Consider the following 14,797-nt stretch of genomic DNA (forward strand, 5'->3'; position numbering starts at 1 on the left):
TCTCTTATTGCCGGCGCGCGCGTCGGGCGATCTCGCCTGGACGAAGCGCGCGCCCGTTCGTCGCGGGCCGGCCTGCGGCCGTCCAAGCGCCCGCGAGCACCAGGTTCGACACGCGCGTGTGCGTGCCGGGACGTTGCATTCGCCGCGCGGGCGCCGCGCGGCGAGCCGTCGGCGCGACGCAGACGCCGGTTCCGATCGCCATGCGTCGCGTGCGACAGGATCGGCGCTGCCCGCACGCGGCGGCGGGTTGCGATGCAGCGCGCCGTGCGCGCCGCCGTTCGAACGTTGCGGTGCGGCCGGACAAGCGCGCGCCGCCCGCGTCGGCGGTCTCCCGCATCGAATCAGAACAGCGCGTAACGCGCCACGAGCAGCAGCATCCGCGCACGCGGCTTGCGCAGCGGCGCGCGCGGCGATGCGAAGCCGCGTGCGACCGCGGCTTCGAGAATCAGGCGATATGCGCCCGACATGATGCGCGGCGCGCGGACCTGCGCGCGCGGCGACGCGTCCATCGTCGCGTCGGCCTGCGCAAAGTGCCGCCGTGCGCGCTCGACGAGCGTCGCGCAGACGCGCGGCAGCTTCGGATCGCGCGCAATCGTCTGCGGATCGGTGATCGCGATCCCTTCGCGCGCGAGCAGCTCGCGCGGCAAATAGCAGCGGTTGATCGCCGCGTCGTCGTCGATGTCGCGCAGGATGTTCGTCAATTGCAGCGCGCGTCCGAGGTGGTGCGACAGCACGCGGCCGGACTCGTCCGGCATCCCGAAAATCCTCACCGATAGCCGGCCTGCGGAGCTCGCGACGCGGTCGCAGTACAGGTCGAGCGTCGCTTCGTCGGGCGCGCAGATGTCCTCGGCGGCGTCCATCGCCATCCCGTCGATCATCGCGTGAAAGTCTTCGCGACGCAGCCCGAACTTCCCGATCTCGCGCGCAAGCGGCACGAGCGACGCGCGCGGCTTGCCCGCGTAGCATTCGTCGATGTCCGCGCGCCAGCGGTCGAGCTGCGCCGCGCGCTCGGCACGCGGGCCGCCTTCGTCGGCGATGTCGTCGACCGCGCGGCAAAACGCGTAGACCTGGAACATCGCGTCGCGCTGCTCGGCGGGCAGGATGCGCATCGCGAGATAGAAAGAGCTGCCCGATGTGACGGCAGCGGCGTCGGTTTCGTTATCGTCCACGACGAGATTGGAAACGGCCAAGACGAGCTCCGCTAAGGCGCCCTCGCGGGGCGATTGAAGAAGCCATGCCCGGCTGGGGGATGGTAAATGCGTGCGAGATGCGCGAACGATGGGCGCAGACAGGCACAAATTACCGGCGGGAAACCGGAATTGGGCGAGAGTATAGCAATCTTTAAGGGTCGCTGCCGCCCGGTTCGGCTGTCGAATACAGGCGGACGGCGTCGTGTGGTGCGTTCTCGTGCGCGGTGCGGGCGAGTGGTTCGGTTTTGCGGGCGGGGCGGGCGTGGGCATCGTGATGAATAGGGGACGGAAGCGCGACGGAGATTGGAGGTCTGCGAGAAATTCTGCTTCGCAAAGTCTCAATTCGTCGGATTGAACGTGGATTGATGATCGATCGAATTCAATCGATGCACTGCCTGATGACTTTGTTCCGCCCTCATCATGGGTTCGCGCGAAATCCGCGCCTGTCGCCTGTCGCCTTCGGGCGGGCACTTGGTGCTCGGTGCTCGGTGCTCGGTGCTCGGTGCTCGACTGTCCATGTTCGGCGTTCGGCGGCCGGCATTCGCCATGAAACCACTCGGCACACGACAAAACACGCTCTTGGGGCGCGATCGACTGCCACGCCACGCCGATTCCTCACTAAGATGGCGCAAGCCTGCAATCGACCGCTCGAACCATCACCGACAGGAGACACACTTGCCGACCGAACCGCGCGACACTATCGCCGACCGCCACGCCCCCGCGGCAGCGTCCCCTCTGCCTTTCGTGCTGGTGCACGGCGCTTGGCACGGCGCGTGGGCCTACGAGCGGGTGATCCCCGCACTCGCCGCGCATGGCCACGCGGCCATCGCGCGCGACCTGCCCGCGCACGGCATCAACGCCCGCTTCCCCGCGTCGTTCTTCAAGCGCCCGCTCGACGCCGCCGCATTCGCGAGCGAGCCGTCACCCGTCGCGGGCACGACGCTCGACGATTACGTCGATCACGTGCTGCACACCATCGACCAGGTTCGCGCGCTCGGTCACGAGCAAGTCGTGCTCGTCAGCCACAGCATGGGCGGCATCGCGATCACGATGGCCGCCGAGCGCGCACCGGAGAAGATCGCGAAGCTCGTCTATCTGGCCGCGTTCATGCCGACCGCCGGCGCGACGGGGCTCGACTACGTGCGCGCGCCGGAGAATCAGGGCGAGATGCTGGCGCCGTTGATGATGGCGAGTCCGAAGGCGACGGGCGCGCTGCGGATGGATCCGCGCAGCGAAGATCCGGCGTACCGCGCAGCCGCGAAGCGCGCGCTCTGCGACGACGCGAACGACGCCGACCACGCGGCGGTCGGCCATCTGCTCAGTTGTGATGTGCCTGCGGCGCCGTTCGCGACGCGCATCGACACGACGGCCGCGCGCTGGGGCGCGATCGAGCGTCATTACATCAAGTGCCTGCGCGATCGTGTGCTGCTGCCTGCGCTGCAGCAGCGTTTCATCGACGAGGCCGACGCGCTCGCCCCCGGCAATCGCACGCACGTGCATACGCTCGACAGCAGCCACTCGCCGTTCATCGCGCAGCCGAGCGCAGTCGCCGACACGCTGGCCGCGATCGCGCGCGGCTGACGCCGTTCGCGCGACGAAGCGACGCGGCGCGCCGGCTGCGTCGCCTCTCGCGCATTGCGCGCGGTTGTCGAAGGGGCACGAGTTGTCCGAGCGAACGGGTGAACGGGTGAACGGGCGATCAAATGATCGAATCCCCAACGATCAAACTCGCCGCCTCACTCAAACGCAACCGAACAATTCCGCCCCTGCCGCTTCGCGCGATAAAGCGCGGCGTCGGCTTCGTTGACGAGCGTCTCGTGCGTGAGCGCGCCGACGTGCGCGGCCGCGCCGCCGACGCTCGCCGTCACCGGCACCAGCGCGCCTTCCGCTTCGATCGGCGTGCTGCCGATCGTCTGCCGGATCTTCTCGGCGACGTGCATCGCCTCGTCGAGCGACGTGCACGGCAGCAGCAGCGCGAATTCCTCGCCGCCGAAGCGGCCGAACGTATCCTGCGATCGCACGACGTCCGCGACGCGGCGCGCCATCACACGCAACACGTTGTCCCCGACGACGTGGCCGAAGCGATCGTTGATCGTCTTGAAGTGGTCGAGATCGAACAGCAGCACCGACAGATTGCCGCCGTAGCGTTGCCAGCGCTCGAATTCGTCGCGCAGCCGCGCCTCGAAGAAGCGCCGGTTCGCGATGCCCGTCAGCCCATCGCGGTTCGCGTATTCCTGCAGCTTCGCGACGGCCTCTTCGCGCTCGCGCTGCATCACGCTCACGTGCGTGACGTCGGAAATCGTCACGCAGACGGCCTCGACTTCGCGTCCGCGCGCGATCGGCACGAACGTGCAGTCTTGCTGCATGAAGTCGACGCCGCCCGTGATCGGCCGGTCGTGATCGAAGCGAAACAGATACGGACGCTGCTCCCACGAGCTGAACGCGAAGCTGCCGAGCTGGAACACGCTCTCGATCTTGCGCGACAGCCACGCGCGCGGCAGCTCCGGAAAGCAGTCGAACAGATTGCGGCCGATCACGTCGGCGGCGGCGACGCCGCTGTGGTCCTGCATGAACCGGTTCCACATGAGTACCTTCATCTCGCGGTCGAGCACGAAAATACCGAAGCTGACCCGTTCGATGACGAGATCGCTCAGCGAAGAAAGAAGGTTCATAAGCTGGACAGCAACGTATCGAGGGCGTCGCTCATGTGGCGAATCGAGTCTTCCGCGAGCAGCATCACGAAATGCGTACGGGCGCCGTCGTCCGCGACGCCGAAGTTCACTTCGAGAAGGAGCGTCTCGCTCCATGCAAGCACGTCGGGCTGAAATGCGTCGTCGAGCGCGATGTCTTCGCCGAGCAGCCCCGGCGGCGAAAACACCGGCGTGCGCCCGAGCTCGTCGAGAATCGACGACACGCACGCGCCCATCAACACGTTGGCCATGTCGAACACGAGCTCGGCCTGCGTGACGGTTCCGAATTCGTCGTCCGCGTAGGCGTCGTCGACGAGCGACACGAGCTGGCCGACGCCCGCGCTGCGGCACAGCATCAGCGCCTCGCCCTTGATGTCGGAGCGAAACCCCTGGCGCACGGCGGTCACGTGGTCGTGAATGCCCGTCATGTCGCGCAGCACGCGGCCGACGTCGGCCGCGCGCACGACGCGCACGCGCGGCACCGACAGCTCGATGAAGGTGCCGAGGAGAAGCGCGAGACGCGCCGCCGCGCGTCCCATCGCGAGGTTGGCGATCTCCTGCAGGGCGTCGCGTTGCTCCGCCGTCAACACCATCTCAGACATACAACCCATACTCCTTGAGAATGGGCAGCAATGCTTCCGAGGTGACGGGCTTGGCGACGAAAGCCGCCGCGCCCAGCTCGCGCACGCGTGCCTGCGCCATCGGTTGGATATCGGCGGACACGACGATCACGAACGTGTTCAGATCCTCGCCGCGCAATGTCTCGAGCACTTCGTAGCCGCTCATGTCCGGCATCGTCAGATCGAGAAACATCACCGATGCCTTGCCGTCGCGATACAGCGTCAGCGCTTCGCGACCGTTCGACGCATAATTCACGTCGACGTCCCAGTCCACCGGCAGCGCCTTCGTCAGCAGCTTGCGAGCAAGCAAGGAATCGTCGGCGATCACAATCGGCAGAGGCATGGCTGTCGTAGCGGTAAACGGAGTCGTGTGTCTCGCGTTAACGACGGTTCGCCGCGCTTCTTTAGGCAAGGTGCAACTGGCGATACGAGGGACGGACCACGCGCGCACCGCTCGGCTCGCAAGAACCGGCTCGGCGCGCCGCACGCGCCCGTTCGCGAATGGACCTCGTCGAGGCTGCGCCCGGACATCGCGGGCATGTTCCGCACAGGAAAGCGATGCGGGATTCTGGGAGTAAACCCGGGGCGTTGCAACTCGCCATTTTTCTCCGTTCGAACAAAATTGATTAGCTCGAATTCGAATCCGGGAACAGCTCGAATTGTTTTTGCGATAAGCACGCAAATTATTCTTTTGCTTACGTTTGCGCTTTTGAATTCGTCGCTGTTTGCGCGAAGCCGCCGGAAACGCCGGAAATCCGGGCTTGCGCAATGCCCGCGCCGCATGCGGGCGCGCATGCACGACTCGTTTAAGATGCCGATCAATCCTCTTGCATTCGTTCGCCAACCATGACGCCCGATCGGCCCGACGCCTCACGCTCGACACCGCCCGACAACGATTGGGAAGACGACGCGTCGTTCGCAGCCGGCGCGCCTGAACACGACTTCGCGGTGCGGCGCGTGACGCTCATCGTGATGCTCGTCGCCGCGATCGTGCTGCCGTGCGTGTACGTCGCGGTGATGGCTTACAACGACATGCGCACGCGCGAAGCCACCGCGCGCGACGTGACGATGCGCACGGTGCGCGTCGCCGAAGAGCACGCGCTGAAGGTGTTCGATTTGTCGGAGACGCTGGATGCCCGGATCGTCGATCTCGTCCAGGATCTCGACGACGCCGCGGTCCGCAACGCCGAAGCCGACATCCACGACGCGCTCAACACGATCGGCGGCGGCTATCCGCAGGTCGCGTCGGTATCGATCTTCGGCGCGAGCGGGATGCTGCTCGCGAACAGCCTCTATTACCCGGCGCCGTATGCGTCGATCGCAAATCGCGACGATTTCGTCGGCATCCGCGACGGCAAGGTGATCGAGCACATCTCGCGCGTGATGCCGGGCCCGCTCAAGGCGGCGAATCCGGGACCCGTGTTCAACACGGGCGTCGCGCGACGCCATAGCGATGGAACGTTTGCGGGGATGGTGTCGATCGCGTTGAAGTCGTCGTATTTCAACGCGTTCTATCGCGACCTGCTCGGCGGCGAAGACACGCCGATGTCGGTGGCGCTCACGCGCAGCGACGGCGCCGTGCTCGCGTCGTATCCGCCCGCGCCGCACGGCGCGTCGGACGACGCCGCCGCGCAAGCCGACAGCGCGACGCCGTTCGGCAGCGCACAGGGCGAGCAGCGCGCGGGCGTCGTGCGCGTGAGGCGCGACGGCGACAGCGAGATCGTCGCGTACCGGCAGGTCGGCAGCTATCCGGTGTTCGTGTCGTGCGCGTACCGCACGTCCGCGATCCGCCGCGCCTGGTACGAGCACCTGAGCGTCCTGTTCATCTCGATGTTCGCGCCGTCCGCCGCGCTGTGGGGCGTGATCTGGCTGTCGCTCAAGCGGCTGCGCGCCGAAGAGGAGGCGTGGGAGCGCTGGCAGGCGGAGGCGTCGATGCGGCGCTCGATCGAATCGGCATACCGGCAGTCGCGCAAGATGGAGGCGCTCGGCAATCTCGTCGGCAGCGTCGCGCACGACTTCAACAACCTGCTGATGATCATCTCGAGCAACGTGCAGATCGCGCGGCGGCGCGGCGTCCAGCATCTCGACACCGAGCTCGCGGCGATCGAGCGCGCGCTGAAGAACGGCCAGTCGCTGACGCGCCAGTTGCTCGGCGTCGCGCGCAAGCAGCCGTTGCGCAGCGAGACGATCGACGTCGCGCAGTGGCTCGCGTCATGCCGAGAATTGCTGAAGACGTCGCTCGGCTCGAAGTCGACGCTCGCCGTCGATACGCAGCTCGACTTGTGGCCCGTGCGCGTCGACGTCGCGGAACTCGAGCTCGCAGTGATCAATCTCGCCGTCAACGCCCGCGACGCAATGCCGCAAGGCGGCCGCTTCAAGATCGGCGCGCACAACATCACGTTCCGCCGCGAGGACGGCTTTCCGCTGACGGGCGACTTCGTGCAGATCTCGGTCGAGGACACGGGCCTGGGCATGCCGCCCGACGTGCTCGCGCGCGCGTTCGAGCCGCTCTTCACGACGAAGGCGAAGGGGATGGGCACTGGGCTCGGGTTGCCGCAGGTGTTCGCGTTCTGCGAGCGCTCGGGCGGCCTCGCGACGATCGACAGCGAAGTCGGCGCCGGCACGTCGGTGCGGCTCTATCTGCCGCGCACGACAGACGTCGCGCCGTCCGTCGTCGCGCCGGACGCGACCGACAGGCCGGCCGCGGCGTCGACGCCCGCAGGACTGCGGATCCTGCTCGTCGAAGACAATAGCGAAGTCGCGGCGGGCACCGAGGCGCTGCTCGAGCTGCTCGGCCACCGGGTCGCATACGCGCCGAACGCGGATGACGCGTTGCGCATGCTGACCGAAGCGGGCGCCGAGCCGGCGGCGCCCGGCGCGTTCGATCTCGTGATCTCGGATATCCACATGCCCGGCACGATGAACGGGATCGACCTCGCGGAAGCGATCGAGCGCGGCGATGCGAAGCTGCCGGTAATTCTCGTCACCGGCTACGCGGAGGAGTTCGACCGGACGCGCCGCGTGCATGCGCGCTTGCTGTCGAAGCCGTTCGACATCGCGCTGCTCGACGATATGCTGCTGAAGATCCAGCACGAGCGCGATGCGCGGCTTGCGGATTGAGTTCGGCGGACTGACTGGTTTGCTTATTCGGTTGTGGGGATGGTGGTTGCTGGCGACGCCATGGCGAACATGTGCAAACGCGTTCGCCATGGCATCCGGATCCCTCCCGGCCGATCGACCGTCAAACCAACTTCGCGTGCCGCCGCACCCAGTCCGCATAGCGATCGACGAAACCCTGCAGGAACTTGCGCGTGTCGTCGTTGACGATGTTGCCCTGCGCGTCGATCTTCGACGCGTCATGCTTGATGAACACTTCGGGCTGGCCGAGTGTCGGGACGTCGAGATACGCAAGCACGTTGCGCAGGTGCTGCTGCGCGAGCGCGGTGCCGGTCGCGCCGGGCGACGTGCCGAGCACGGCGGCCGGCTTGCCCGTCCACGAATTGCCACCCCACGGACGCGAACCCCAGTCGAGCGCGTTCTTCAGCACGCCCGGCATCGAGCGGTTGTACTCGGGTGTGACGAACAGCAGGCCCTGCGCCGCTTCGATCGTCTGTTTGAAACGCTTTGCGACGTCGGGAAAATCGGCGTCGTAGTCCTGACTGTAAAGCGGCAGCGAGCCGATATCGACCGATTCGAACAACAGATCGGCCGGCGCGAGCGAACCCACCGCCGTTGCGAGTGCGCGATTGAACGACTCGCGTCGCAGACTGCCGACAATCACTGCAATACGATAAGCCATCTGATTCCCCTTCCGTTCAGCAGGTAATCGTTCGGATTCGTTCCCGATTGCGCATCAATCGGCCCTTTTATGAGCAAGCCAGCTTGAGTCCCAGTGCATCGGGGCTTTGAACCAGATTTCCACAAAGTTTTCCACAGAATCTGTGGATAACCTGATGAATATGTGTGTCGGTTACATTTGTGTCGTCCGGATGTATTTCACGGCTCCGCCACCGATCGCCGGTGCGGCATACGATGTCAGCATAGCGCGCGGTGCCGCATCGAGAAACGCGGTCGCGCCCGAAGGCGACGCGCGTCGCTTGCAATGCAACTTGCAACGACGCGCACCGCATGGATAATCTTGCGCTGCCGCCCATGCGTGCCGTATGCGCGCGGGCATGAACCGGAAGCCATCTCATGCAGCACGCGCGCACCGCGCACGACGATCCCGTCTACCTCGCACAATTGCGTCACGATTTACTCCGCTTCGCGCGCCTGCAACTGCGCGACGCCGATGCCGCCGAAGACGCGGTCCAGGAAGCGCTCGCGGCCGCGTGGGCGCAGGCGGAGCGCTTCGACGCACAGTCGAGCCACAAGACCTGGGTGTTCGGCATTCTGCGCAACAAACTGATCGACACGATGCGGGCGCGGCGGCGGACCATCAACGCGTCCGCGCTCGATGCCGAACTCGACGGCGAAACGCTTCTCGATCGCGAGCTATTCTCAGACAATGGTCACTGGGCGCCGCAAGCGAAGCCGCGTCCGTGGCCCAAGCCGGAAACGGTCCTGCAGCAGCGGCAGTTCTGGATGCTGTTCGAGATGTGTCTCGACCATCTGCCGGAGCAGATCGGCCGCGTGTTCATGATGCGCGAATTCCTCGACTTCGCAATCGACGACATCTGCATGGAGCTCGAGTTGAAGGCGAATCACTGCAGCGTTCTGCTGTACCGCGCGCGGACCCGGCTGCGCACCTGTCTCACCGAAAAAGGCCTGACGACCGAAGATGCTACTGGGGAAATGTAAGGACATCACGCGGCTGCTGTCGGACGCACTCGATCGCCCGTTGTCGCTCGACGAACGACTCAGGGTACGGGTGCACCTGCCGGCTTGCAGCGGTTGCCGCAATTATCGTATGCAGATTCGCTTGCTGCGGGAGGCGGCGCGCGTCGCGGGCGGGAACGAGGCGGAACGGAGCGAGTGAACGTGCGGTGATGTGTGCGGTGATGTGTGCGGTGATGTGTGCGGTGATGTGTGCGGTGATGTGTGCGGGTTGTGTACGGCTGGGCCGGCGAGGAGTCGCGGGTGATCGTCTTTGTAAGAGCGTTTGTGTTTGTGCGAATCCGACATTCGCATGACGTTGCTCTGAATCTAGATGAGCGGCAGCGCCCCCGGATCTGCGCCCGGCCACACAACTTTTCGCACGACGCGAGCCCGATGGAGCGACTCAGGCCCGGCGCATATTGACGATAGATAAAACCGCCGAACCGTCGCCCCATTAGAATTATTAATTTTCTAATAATTATTCAAACAAAGACATCACTGTCTCTGGCGGGCGGCCGATCGCAGCTTTGTCGCCACGCACGACAATCGGACGCTGAAGCAGGATCGGATGCTCTGCGATCGCGTCATACAACTGCGCATCCGAAACGCCTGCTGGGGGTGACCCGTTTCCGTGGACGGTTAGACAGTTGAATCTTCTCTCGGTTGATGTCCTCCAGGTTGGGCGTTTGCGCGAGTTGTCCACGGTCGGTCGGCGGGTCGCCTATCACGACCGCGATGCCGGCCGGCGGTGGGCAACTCGCCCGCAGCGGGCATTTTTTGTTGATACATCGTTTCGTAGCGGATTGGTGTGTGGTAGCCGATCGCGCTGTGTCGGCGGCCGAGGTTGTACCAGCCCTCAATGAAGGCGAACAACTCACGTCGAGCTTGCTCGTGCGATTGGAAATGCGAGCGGGCCAGCAGTTCGCATTCGAGCGTGGCAAAGAAGCTCTCGCACATGGCGTTGTCGAAGCAATCGCCCACTGTGCCCATCGAGGGGCGTACCCCCGCTTCGCGACAGCGCCGGCCGAAGGCAAGCGACGTGTATTGGCACCCTTGATCCGAGTGATGAATGACGCCCTCGGGGCGACGCTGCACGAGGGCCATGTCGAGCGCACGCAGCATCAGCTCCGTGTACAGATGATTGGACATCGCCCAGCCGACAATGCGGCGACTGAAGACATCGAGCACGACGGCGAGATAGAGGAAGCCTTCGGCTGTCGGCACGTAGGTGGCATCGGCTACCCACAGTCGGTTGGGGGCGTCGGCCACGAAGTGCCGTTGCACGAGATCGGGTGCGGGCCGTGCGCCGGGCTGCCGCCGCGTCGTGTTGATCCAGCGCCGCCGGCTCACGCCGCACAGACCCGCTATACGCATCAGACTGGCAATACGTTTGCGCCCGACATGCATGCCATGCTCGACAAGCTCCGCATGGATGCGAGGCATGCCGTACGTGCCGCGCGAGCTTGCATGAATGGCTCGAATACGCCCGAGCAGATCGGTGTCGCTGCACGCCCGTTTCGATGGGCTGCGCGAGATCCACGCGTAATAGCCGCTGGCCGAAATCTGCAGCAGCCGCGCCATCGTCGCAATAGGCAAGCTGGCCTGGTTCGCTTTCATGAATTCGAACCCTTTTCGGGCACCGTTCCGGTCTCCCGTGCAAACCAGGCCGCGGCTTTTGAGAGGATCTCTCGTTCAAGCCGCAGTTGGCGATTCTCGCGACGAAGTCGCGTAAGCTCTTCGCGCTCCGCTGTCGTCAAGCCATCATGCCGCTTGCCGCTGTCGCGATCGGCTTGCGCGACCCAGTTGTAGATCGTTTGCGCCGTCGGCTCGAACTCACGCGCAAGCTCTTCTGGCGAGCGCCCGGCTTTGACTAACTCGACCATTTGCGCCCGAAATTCCGGCGCGTAGGGGTTGTGGTGCTTTCCCATGGCAGGCACCTCCTGTTCCAAAGGATAGGTGTCCACGGAAACGGGTCAACTCCATGCATCTGCGAGATTGAGGTCCTTATAAGGTGCTTCGTTATCACGAATCATCTCGCGCACCGGGCGCCCAAGTTGCCGATGTAGCACCTTCAATTGCGCGACGGTCGGCGGTTGCTTCAGGTATTCGACGACATTGATTGCCTCTCCGGCGGTCTGATTGAGCGTCTCGAGCAACGCCAGCGTTTCGCGAGATTTGGAGCAGCGGGGGTTGTGATAGATCGTGATCATCGGTCTGCTAGTGAAAGTGGGTCAAAGGCGAGGGTATTGTAGCGGCCGTGCAACGGGGTAGCTCGTTACGCTGGGCAAAATGCGCAATCTGCCGGCCCATGCATGGTTGACTAATCGACGCGCTCCGAATTCCGGCGCTGCAATGGCAATCTAAGACGTCGCGCGCAATGCAGCGTCGAGCGACCGCATCGATCGCTGTATCCCGGTTTATGCGCATAAAGCCGACCGCAACGTTGGCGTTGGCGTTGGCGTTGGCGTTGGCGTTGGCGTTGGCGTTGGCGTTGGCGTTGGCGTTGGCGTTGGCGTTGGCGTTGGCGTTGGCGTTGGCGTTGGCGTTGGCGTTGGCGTTGGCGTTGGCGTTGGCGTTGGCGTTGGCGTTGGCGTTGGCGTTGGCGTTGGCGTTGGCGTTGGCGTTGGCGTTGGCGTTGGCGTTGGCGTTGGCGTTGGCGTTGGCGTTGGCGTTGGCGTTGGCGTTGGCGTTGGCGTTGGCGTTGGCGTCATCAATGATGCATCGCCGTTTCAAGCACATGCCAGCCAGTCTCGACGCACAACAGATCTGTCCATACAAATGGACCAATCGCAGAGTACCGATTCGACTGCCCGCTAGCAGGCTTCCTCCTCATGGCCCCATACAACATACGCACCACCCGCTGGCTTTATGCGCATAAACCATCGGCCAAACGGTCAGTGCGTCGCCAGTTCGCAACAAATTCATTGAAATAAAAAAATCGTCCGGTAAAATCCCCTGATCAAAATAGGAGTGAAAATGGCAGCTGAAATCATTGCAGTCACTCAACAAAAGGGCGGAGTCGGTAAGAGCACCATCGCGATGCATCTCGGCGCCGCGTTCCACGAAAAAGGACAACGCGTCCTGGTGATCGACGCCGACGGCCAAAACACCCTCGTTCATTGGTCCAGCGCCTCCGCTGACAGTGAAACCGGCATCCCGTTTCCCGTCGTCAATCTCGCCGAGGCCGGCAGCCAAATTCATCGCGAGATCAAGAAGTTCATCAGCGACTACGACATCATCATCGTCGACTGCCCACCGTCGATTACCGAGAAGGTGTCTGGCGTCGTGTTGCTCGCCGCGACGATCGCGGTGATCCCGACTTCATCGTCGCCGGCGGACTATTGGTCGAGCGTCGGTCTCGTCAAACTGATTCAGCAGGCGCAGGTGATGAACGAAGATCTCCGCGCCGTGTTCCTATTGAACAAGACCGAGGAGAAGCGGATGCTCACGCGTGAATTGAAGCGCGCGCTTGAAGAACTCGGCTTCCCGCTTCTCAGGACACAAATTCCCACGCGCGAAGCCTATAAGCAAGCCATGGCGCTAGGCCAAACCGTCTTGCAAATGAACGACCGCGGCGCAAAGCTCGCAGCGGCGGAAATCCGTGCATGTGCCGACGAGATCGTCGCAATGCTGCCCTGACTTTATGCGCATAAAGGACCCTGAATGAAACCCTCCCAATTCGCCAAAGGCTTCCAAGCGCGCCCCGACATCACGACCAGCGAAAAACGCACGGCGCTCGATCGACTCAATGCGATCGACGGCCTCGTCAAATCCGACACCGCAACGCCGGCTACTCCTGCCGGCAAATCGCCAAAGAAGAATATCCCTGTCACGATCGTTGAAACGCCGTCGACCACGGACTCGATCGACGAATCGAGCCAGTATCGTGCGTGGCGAATCGAAAATCGCTATCAGCCCGGCCAAGTGATCGAACTGCCACTCAAGACGATCAAGCCGAGCCCCTTCAATCCGCGGCACTTCTATTTGAAGTCGTCGATCGCGGAGTTAGCCGTCAATCTGGCGAAGCAAGGGCAGCAGCAAGCGATTCACGTCATTCCCGACTACGACAATCCCGGCTCCTACTTCGTCAGCGACGGCGGGCGCCGCGTCCGTGCATTGAAGGAAGCGAACAAGGAATTGGTCAGGGCGATCGTCATCGATCTGCCGATCGGCATTCAGAGTTACAAGCTCGGTTACGACCTCAACGTCCAGCGCGACTCGCAAACGGTTTTCGACAATGCGGTCGTCTGGAAGCGCTTCCTCGAGGAGAGTTACTTCCAGAGCCAAAAAGAGCTTGCCGAGCATCTCGGACTCGACGAGTCGACAGTTGCCGTCGCGCTTTCAATCGGCAAGCTGCCGGAAGCCGTGATGCAGGAAATGGTCGCGCGCCCGGATCGCTTCGGTTCGAACATGGCGTATCAGGTCGGCCGCTACCACACAGCGCGCGGCACTGACGCGACACTGCGCCTCATCAACAAGATTCTGTCCGACGATCTCAGCACCCGTCAGGTGGCCGACATCGTGAAGGGAAGGGCGACCGCGCAGGAAAACCCGAAACCCGCGAGCCGGCAGCGATATGCGCAACGGCACGAGATCAAGCTGAACGGCATGTCGGTCGGCGATCTGAAATCGTATGGCGAGGATCGCTTGGAACTGCGGCTGCGCGGCCTGACCCGAGAAAAACGGGACGACATCCTGCAGCAGCTCGAGCGGATGCTGCTGTCGAACTGAACCGAATGGAATCGAGTAGGGGACGGGGTTGCCCCCGTCGCCCTCTCACATACATGGACGGGCGGTTCCGCATACGGCGGTTCACTGAGCACACGGAAGCGCCGCTGGATGTCCAGCCCCGAGAACAACCCTGATGCGTCGAAGTAGCTCTGGGGTATGCCGCACCCATGTGGCTCGCTCCAGCATTCCACCAAGGGCCCCGGCCATTGCTGGCCGACTTCCGGGCCCGCGTCGGATCCAGTCCGTGAGCCTGAAGCTTCCTGTTACGAGTGGCCGGGCACTTCCATTGCCGCCATATCAGGCAGCGCAGTTTGCGTCGTGTCCACCCATCCACGTCCTGCGACACCCCTCGCACTTCCGTCAGCCGGAAGTACGAGGCCCAGCCGCGCAGCACTGGGTTCAACGCGGCAACCACTCAGCGGTGGCCTTCCTTGAGATAGCCTTGGGCTCGTTGCACCGCTTGCCAGGCATTTGCGGCCCGGCCAAACCCATATGGGCACCTCACCCCGCCACGCCGCCTCATATCCGCTTCCTGTTCGTCAAGCCAGCGCTTTGCCTTCGGCTTCCTCCAGATTCGCAGTGACCCTCGACACCCTTGCCGTTCGGCTAACACTTCCCCTTGCCGGGCTGTAGAGGACTTTCACCTCCGAGTAGGTGCGCCCTGCCGGGCGCACCCAAAAGAAACGGGGCCCAGCGGACCCCGTTTTTCGTTACGGAAGAAATCGAATCAGGCGAATCGAGCAATCGC

13 protein-coding genes and 4 pseudogenes are annotated in these 14,797 nt (G+C 63.8%); 6 read left to right on the plus strand and 11 right to left on the minus strand.

Going from position 1 to position 14,797, the window contains the following annotated elements; translation table 11 throughout:
- Positions 1-4 precede the first annotated feature (4 nt).
- Positions 5-337 (minus strand): hypothetical protein, encoded by a 333-nt coding sequence (locus WS70_RS33360; protein ID WP_059597225.1) that lies wholly within the window; start codon positions 335-337, stop codon positions 5-7.
- Between the two features lie 4 nt (positions 338-341).
- The gene (gene hpnD, locus WS70_RS31215) at positions 342-1,190 is read right to left on the minus strand and encodes a presqualene diphosphate synthase HpnD (RefSeq protein WP_059597226.1); all 849 of its coding nucleotides are present in this window, start codon (positions 1,188-1,190) and stop codon (positions 342-344) included.
- A 675-nt stretch (positions 1,191-1,865) separates the two neighbouring features.
- Here hpnD and WS70_RS31225 point away from each other — a divergent pair.
- Positions 1,866-2,771, plus strand: a complete 906-nt coding sequence (locus tag WS70_RS31225; RefSeq protein ID WP_059472344.1) for an alpha/beta fold hydrolase — start codon at positions 1,866-1,868, stop codon at positions 2,769-2,771.
- Between the two features lie 155 nt (positions 2,772-2,926).
- On the opposite strand, the gene WS70_RS31230 is transcribed toward WS70_RS31225, so the two are convergent.
- Genes WS70_RS31230 through WS70_RS31240 form a run of 3 tightly spaced genes read right to left on the minus strand, consistent with a single transcriptional unit; the run spans position 2,927 to position 4,843 of the window.
- Positions 2,927-3,862, minus strand: coding sequence for a sensor domain-containing diguanylate cyclase (locus WS70_RS31230; protein ID WP_059472343.1), 936 nt, complete (start codon positions 3,860-3,862; stop codon positions 2,927-2,929).
- On the minus strand, positions 3,859-4,482 hold the full coding sequence (locus tag WS70_RS31235) for a chemotaxis protein CheC (RefSeq protein ID WP_059472342.1): 624 nt from the start codon (positions 4,480-4,482) through the stop codon (positions 3,859-3,861). Before WS70_RS31235 ends, WS70_RS31230 begins: the two co-directional genes overlap by 4 nt.
- Positions 4,475-4,843, minus strand: coding sequence for a response regulator (locus WS70_RS31240; RefSeq protein ID WP_059472341.1), 369 nt, complete (start codon positions 4,841-4,843; stop codon positions 4,475-4,477). Before WS70_RS31240 ends, WS70_RS31235 begins: the two co-directional genes overlap by 8 nt.
- Before the next feature lie 503 nt (positions 4,844-5,346).
- On the opposite strand from WS70_RS31240, the gene WS70_RS31250 reads away from it, so the two are divergent.
- Positions 5,347-7,620 carry a hybrid sensor histidine kinase/response regulator gene (locus WS70_RS31250; protein ID WP_059597227.1) on the plus strand — a complete coding sequence of 758 codons (2,274 nt, stop codon included), beginning with the start codon at positions 5,347-5,349 and terminating at the stop codon, positions 7,618-7,620.
- 121 nt (positions 7,621-7,741) lie between these two features.
- Here WS70_RS31250 and WS70_RS31255 read toward each other — a convergent pair whose 3' ends face one another.
- A complete protein-coding gene (locus WS70_RS31255) occupies positions 7,742-8,299 on the minus strand; it encodes an NADPH-dependent FMN reductase (RefSeq protein ID WP_059472339.1) in 558 nt (185 codons plus the stop codon).
- Positions 8,300-8,694: 395 nt separating this feature from the next.
- On the opposite strand from WS70_RS31255, the gene WS70_RS31260 reads away from it, so the two are divergent.
- Both WS70_RS31260 and WS70_RS31265 read left to right on the plus strand, forming a co-directional pair.
- Entirely contained in the window at positions 8,695-9,300 is a 606-nt protein-coding gene (locus WS70_RS31260) for an RNA polymerase factor sigma-70 (protein WP_059472338.1), read from the plus strand.
- Positions 9,281-9,478, plus strand: a complete 198-nt coding sequence (locus tag WS70_RS31265) for a zf-HC2 domain-containing protein (RefSeq protein ID WP_082716325.1) — start codon at positions 9,281-9,283, stop codon at positions 9,476-9,478. The genes WS70_RS31260 and WS70_RS31265 overlap by 20 nt, the downstream gene beginning before the upstream one ends.
- A 318-nt stretch (positions 9,479-9,796) precedes the next feature.
- Here WS70_RS31265 and WS70_RS32095 read toward each other — a convergent pair.
- From WS70_RS32095 to WS70_RS31285, 4 genes and pseudogenes are all read right to left on the minus strand, one after another.
- Positions 9,797-9,931, minus strand: a pseudogene (locus WS70_RS32095) (ArsC/Spx/MgsR family protein); the annotation flags it as partial.
- A 167-nt stretch (positions 9,932-10,098) separates the two neighbouring features.
- A pseudogene (locus WS70_RS31275) lies at positions 10,099-11,246 on the minus strand (IS3 family transposase); the annotation flags it as partial.
- Between the two features lie 54 nt (positions 11,247-11,300).
- Positions 11,301-11,528, minus strand: a pseudogene (locus WS70_RS31280) (ArsC/Spx/MgsR family protein); the annotation flags it as partial.
- A gap of 7 nt (positions 11,529-11,535) precedes the next feature.
- Positions 11,536-12,057, minus strand: coding sequence for a hypothetical protein (locus tag WS70_RS31285; protein ID WP_108034111.1), 522 nt, complete (start codon positions 12,055-12,057; stop codon positions 11,536-11,538).
- Positions 12,058-12,294: 237 nt separating this feature from the next.
- Between WS70_RS31285 and parA the strand changes: the two genes are divergently transcribed.
- Together parA and WS70_RS31295 are read left to right on the plus strand one after the other, a co-directional pair.
- On the plus strand, positions 12,295-12,957 hold the full coding sequence (gene parA, locus WS70_RS31290; RefSeq protein WP_059472336.1) for a ParA family partition ATPase: 663 nt from the start codon (positions 12,295-12,297) through the stop codon (positions 12,955-12,957).
- Between the two features lie 24 nt (positions 12,958-12,981).
- On the plus strand, positions 12,982-14,049 hold the full coding sequence (locus WS70_RS31295; protein ID WP_059472335.1) for a ParB/RepB/Spo0J family partition protein: 1,068 nt from the start codon (positions 12,982-12,984) through the stop codon (positions 14,047-14,049).
- Positions 14,050-14,359: 310 nt separating this feature from the next.
- On the opposite strand, the pseudogene WS70_RS33980 reads toward WS70_RS31295, so the two are convergent.
- Positions 14,360-14,464: pseudogene (locus WS70_RS33980) on the minus strand (group II intron maturase-specific domain-containing protein); the annotation flags it as partial.
- Positions 14,465-14,797: the final 333 nt, after the last annotated feature.

It is taken from the genome of Burkholderia mayonis, from assembly GCF_001523745.2.
Lineage (GTDB): Bacteria > Pseudomonadota > Gammaproteobacteria > Burkholderiales > Burkholderiaceae > Burkholderia > Burkholderia mayonis.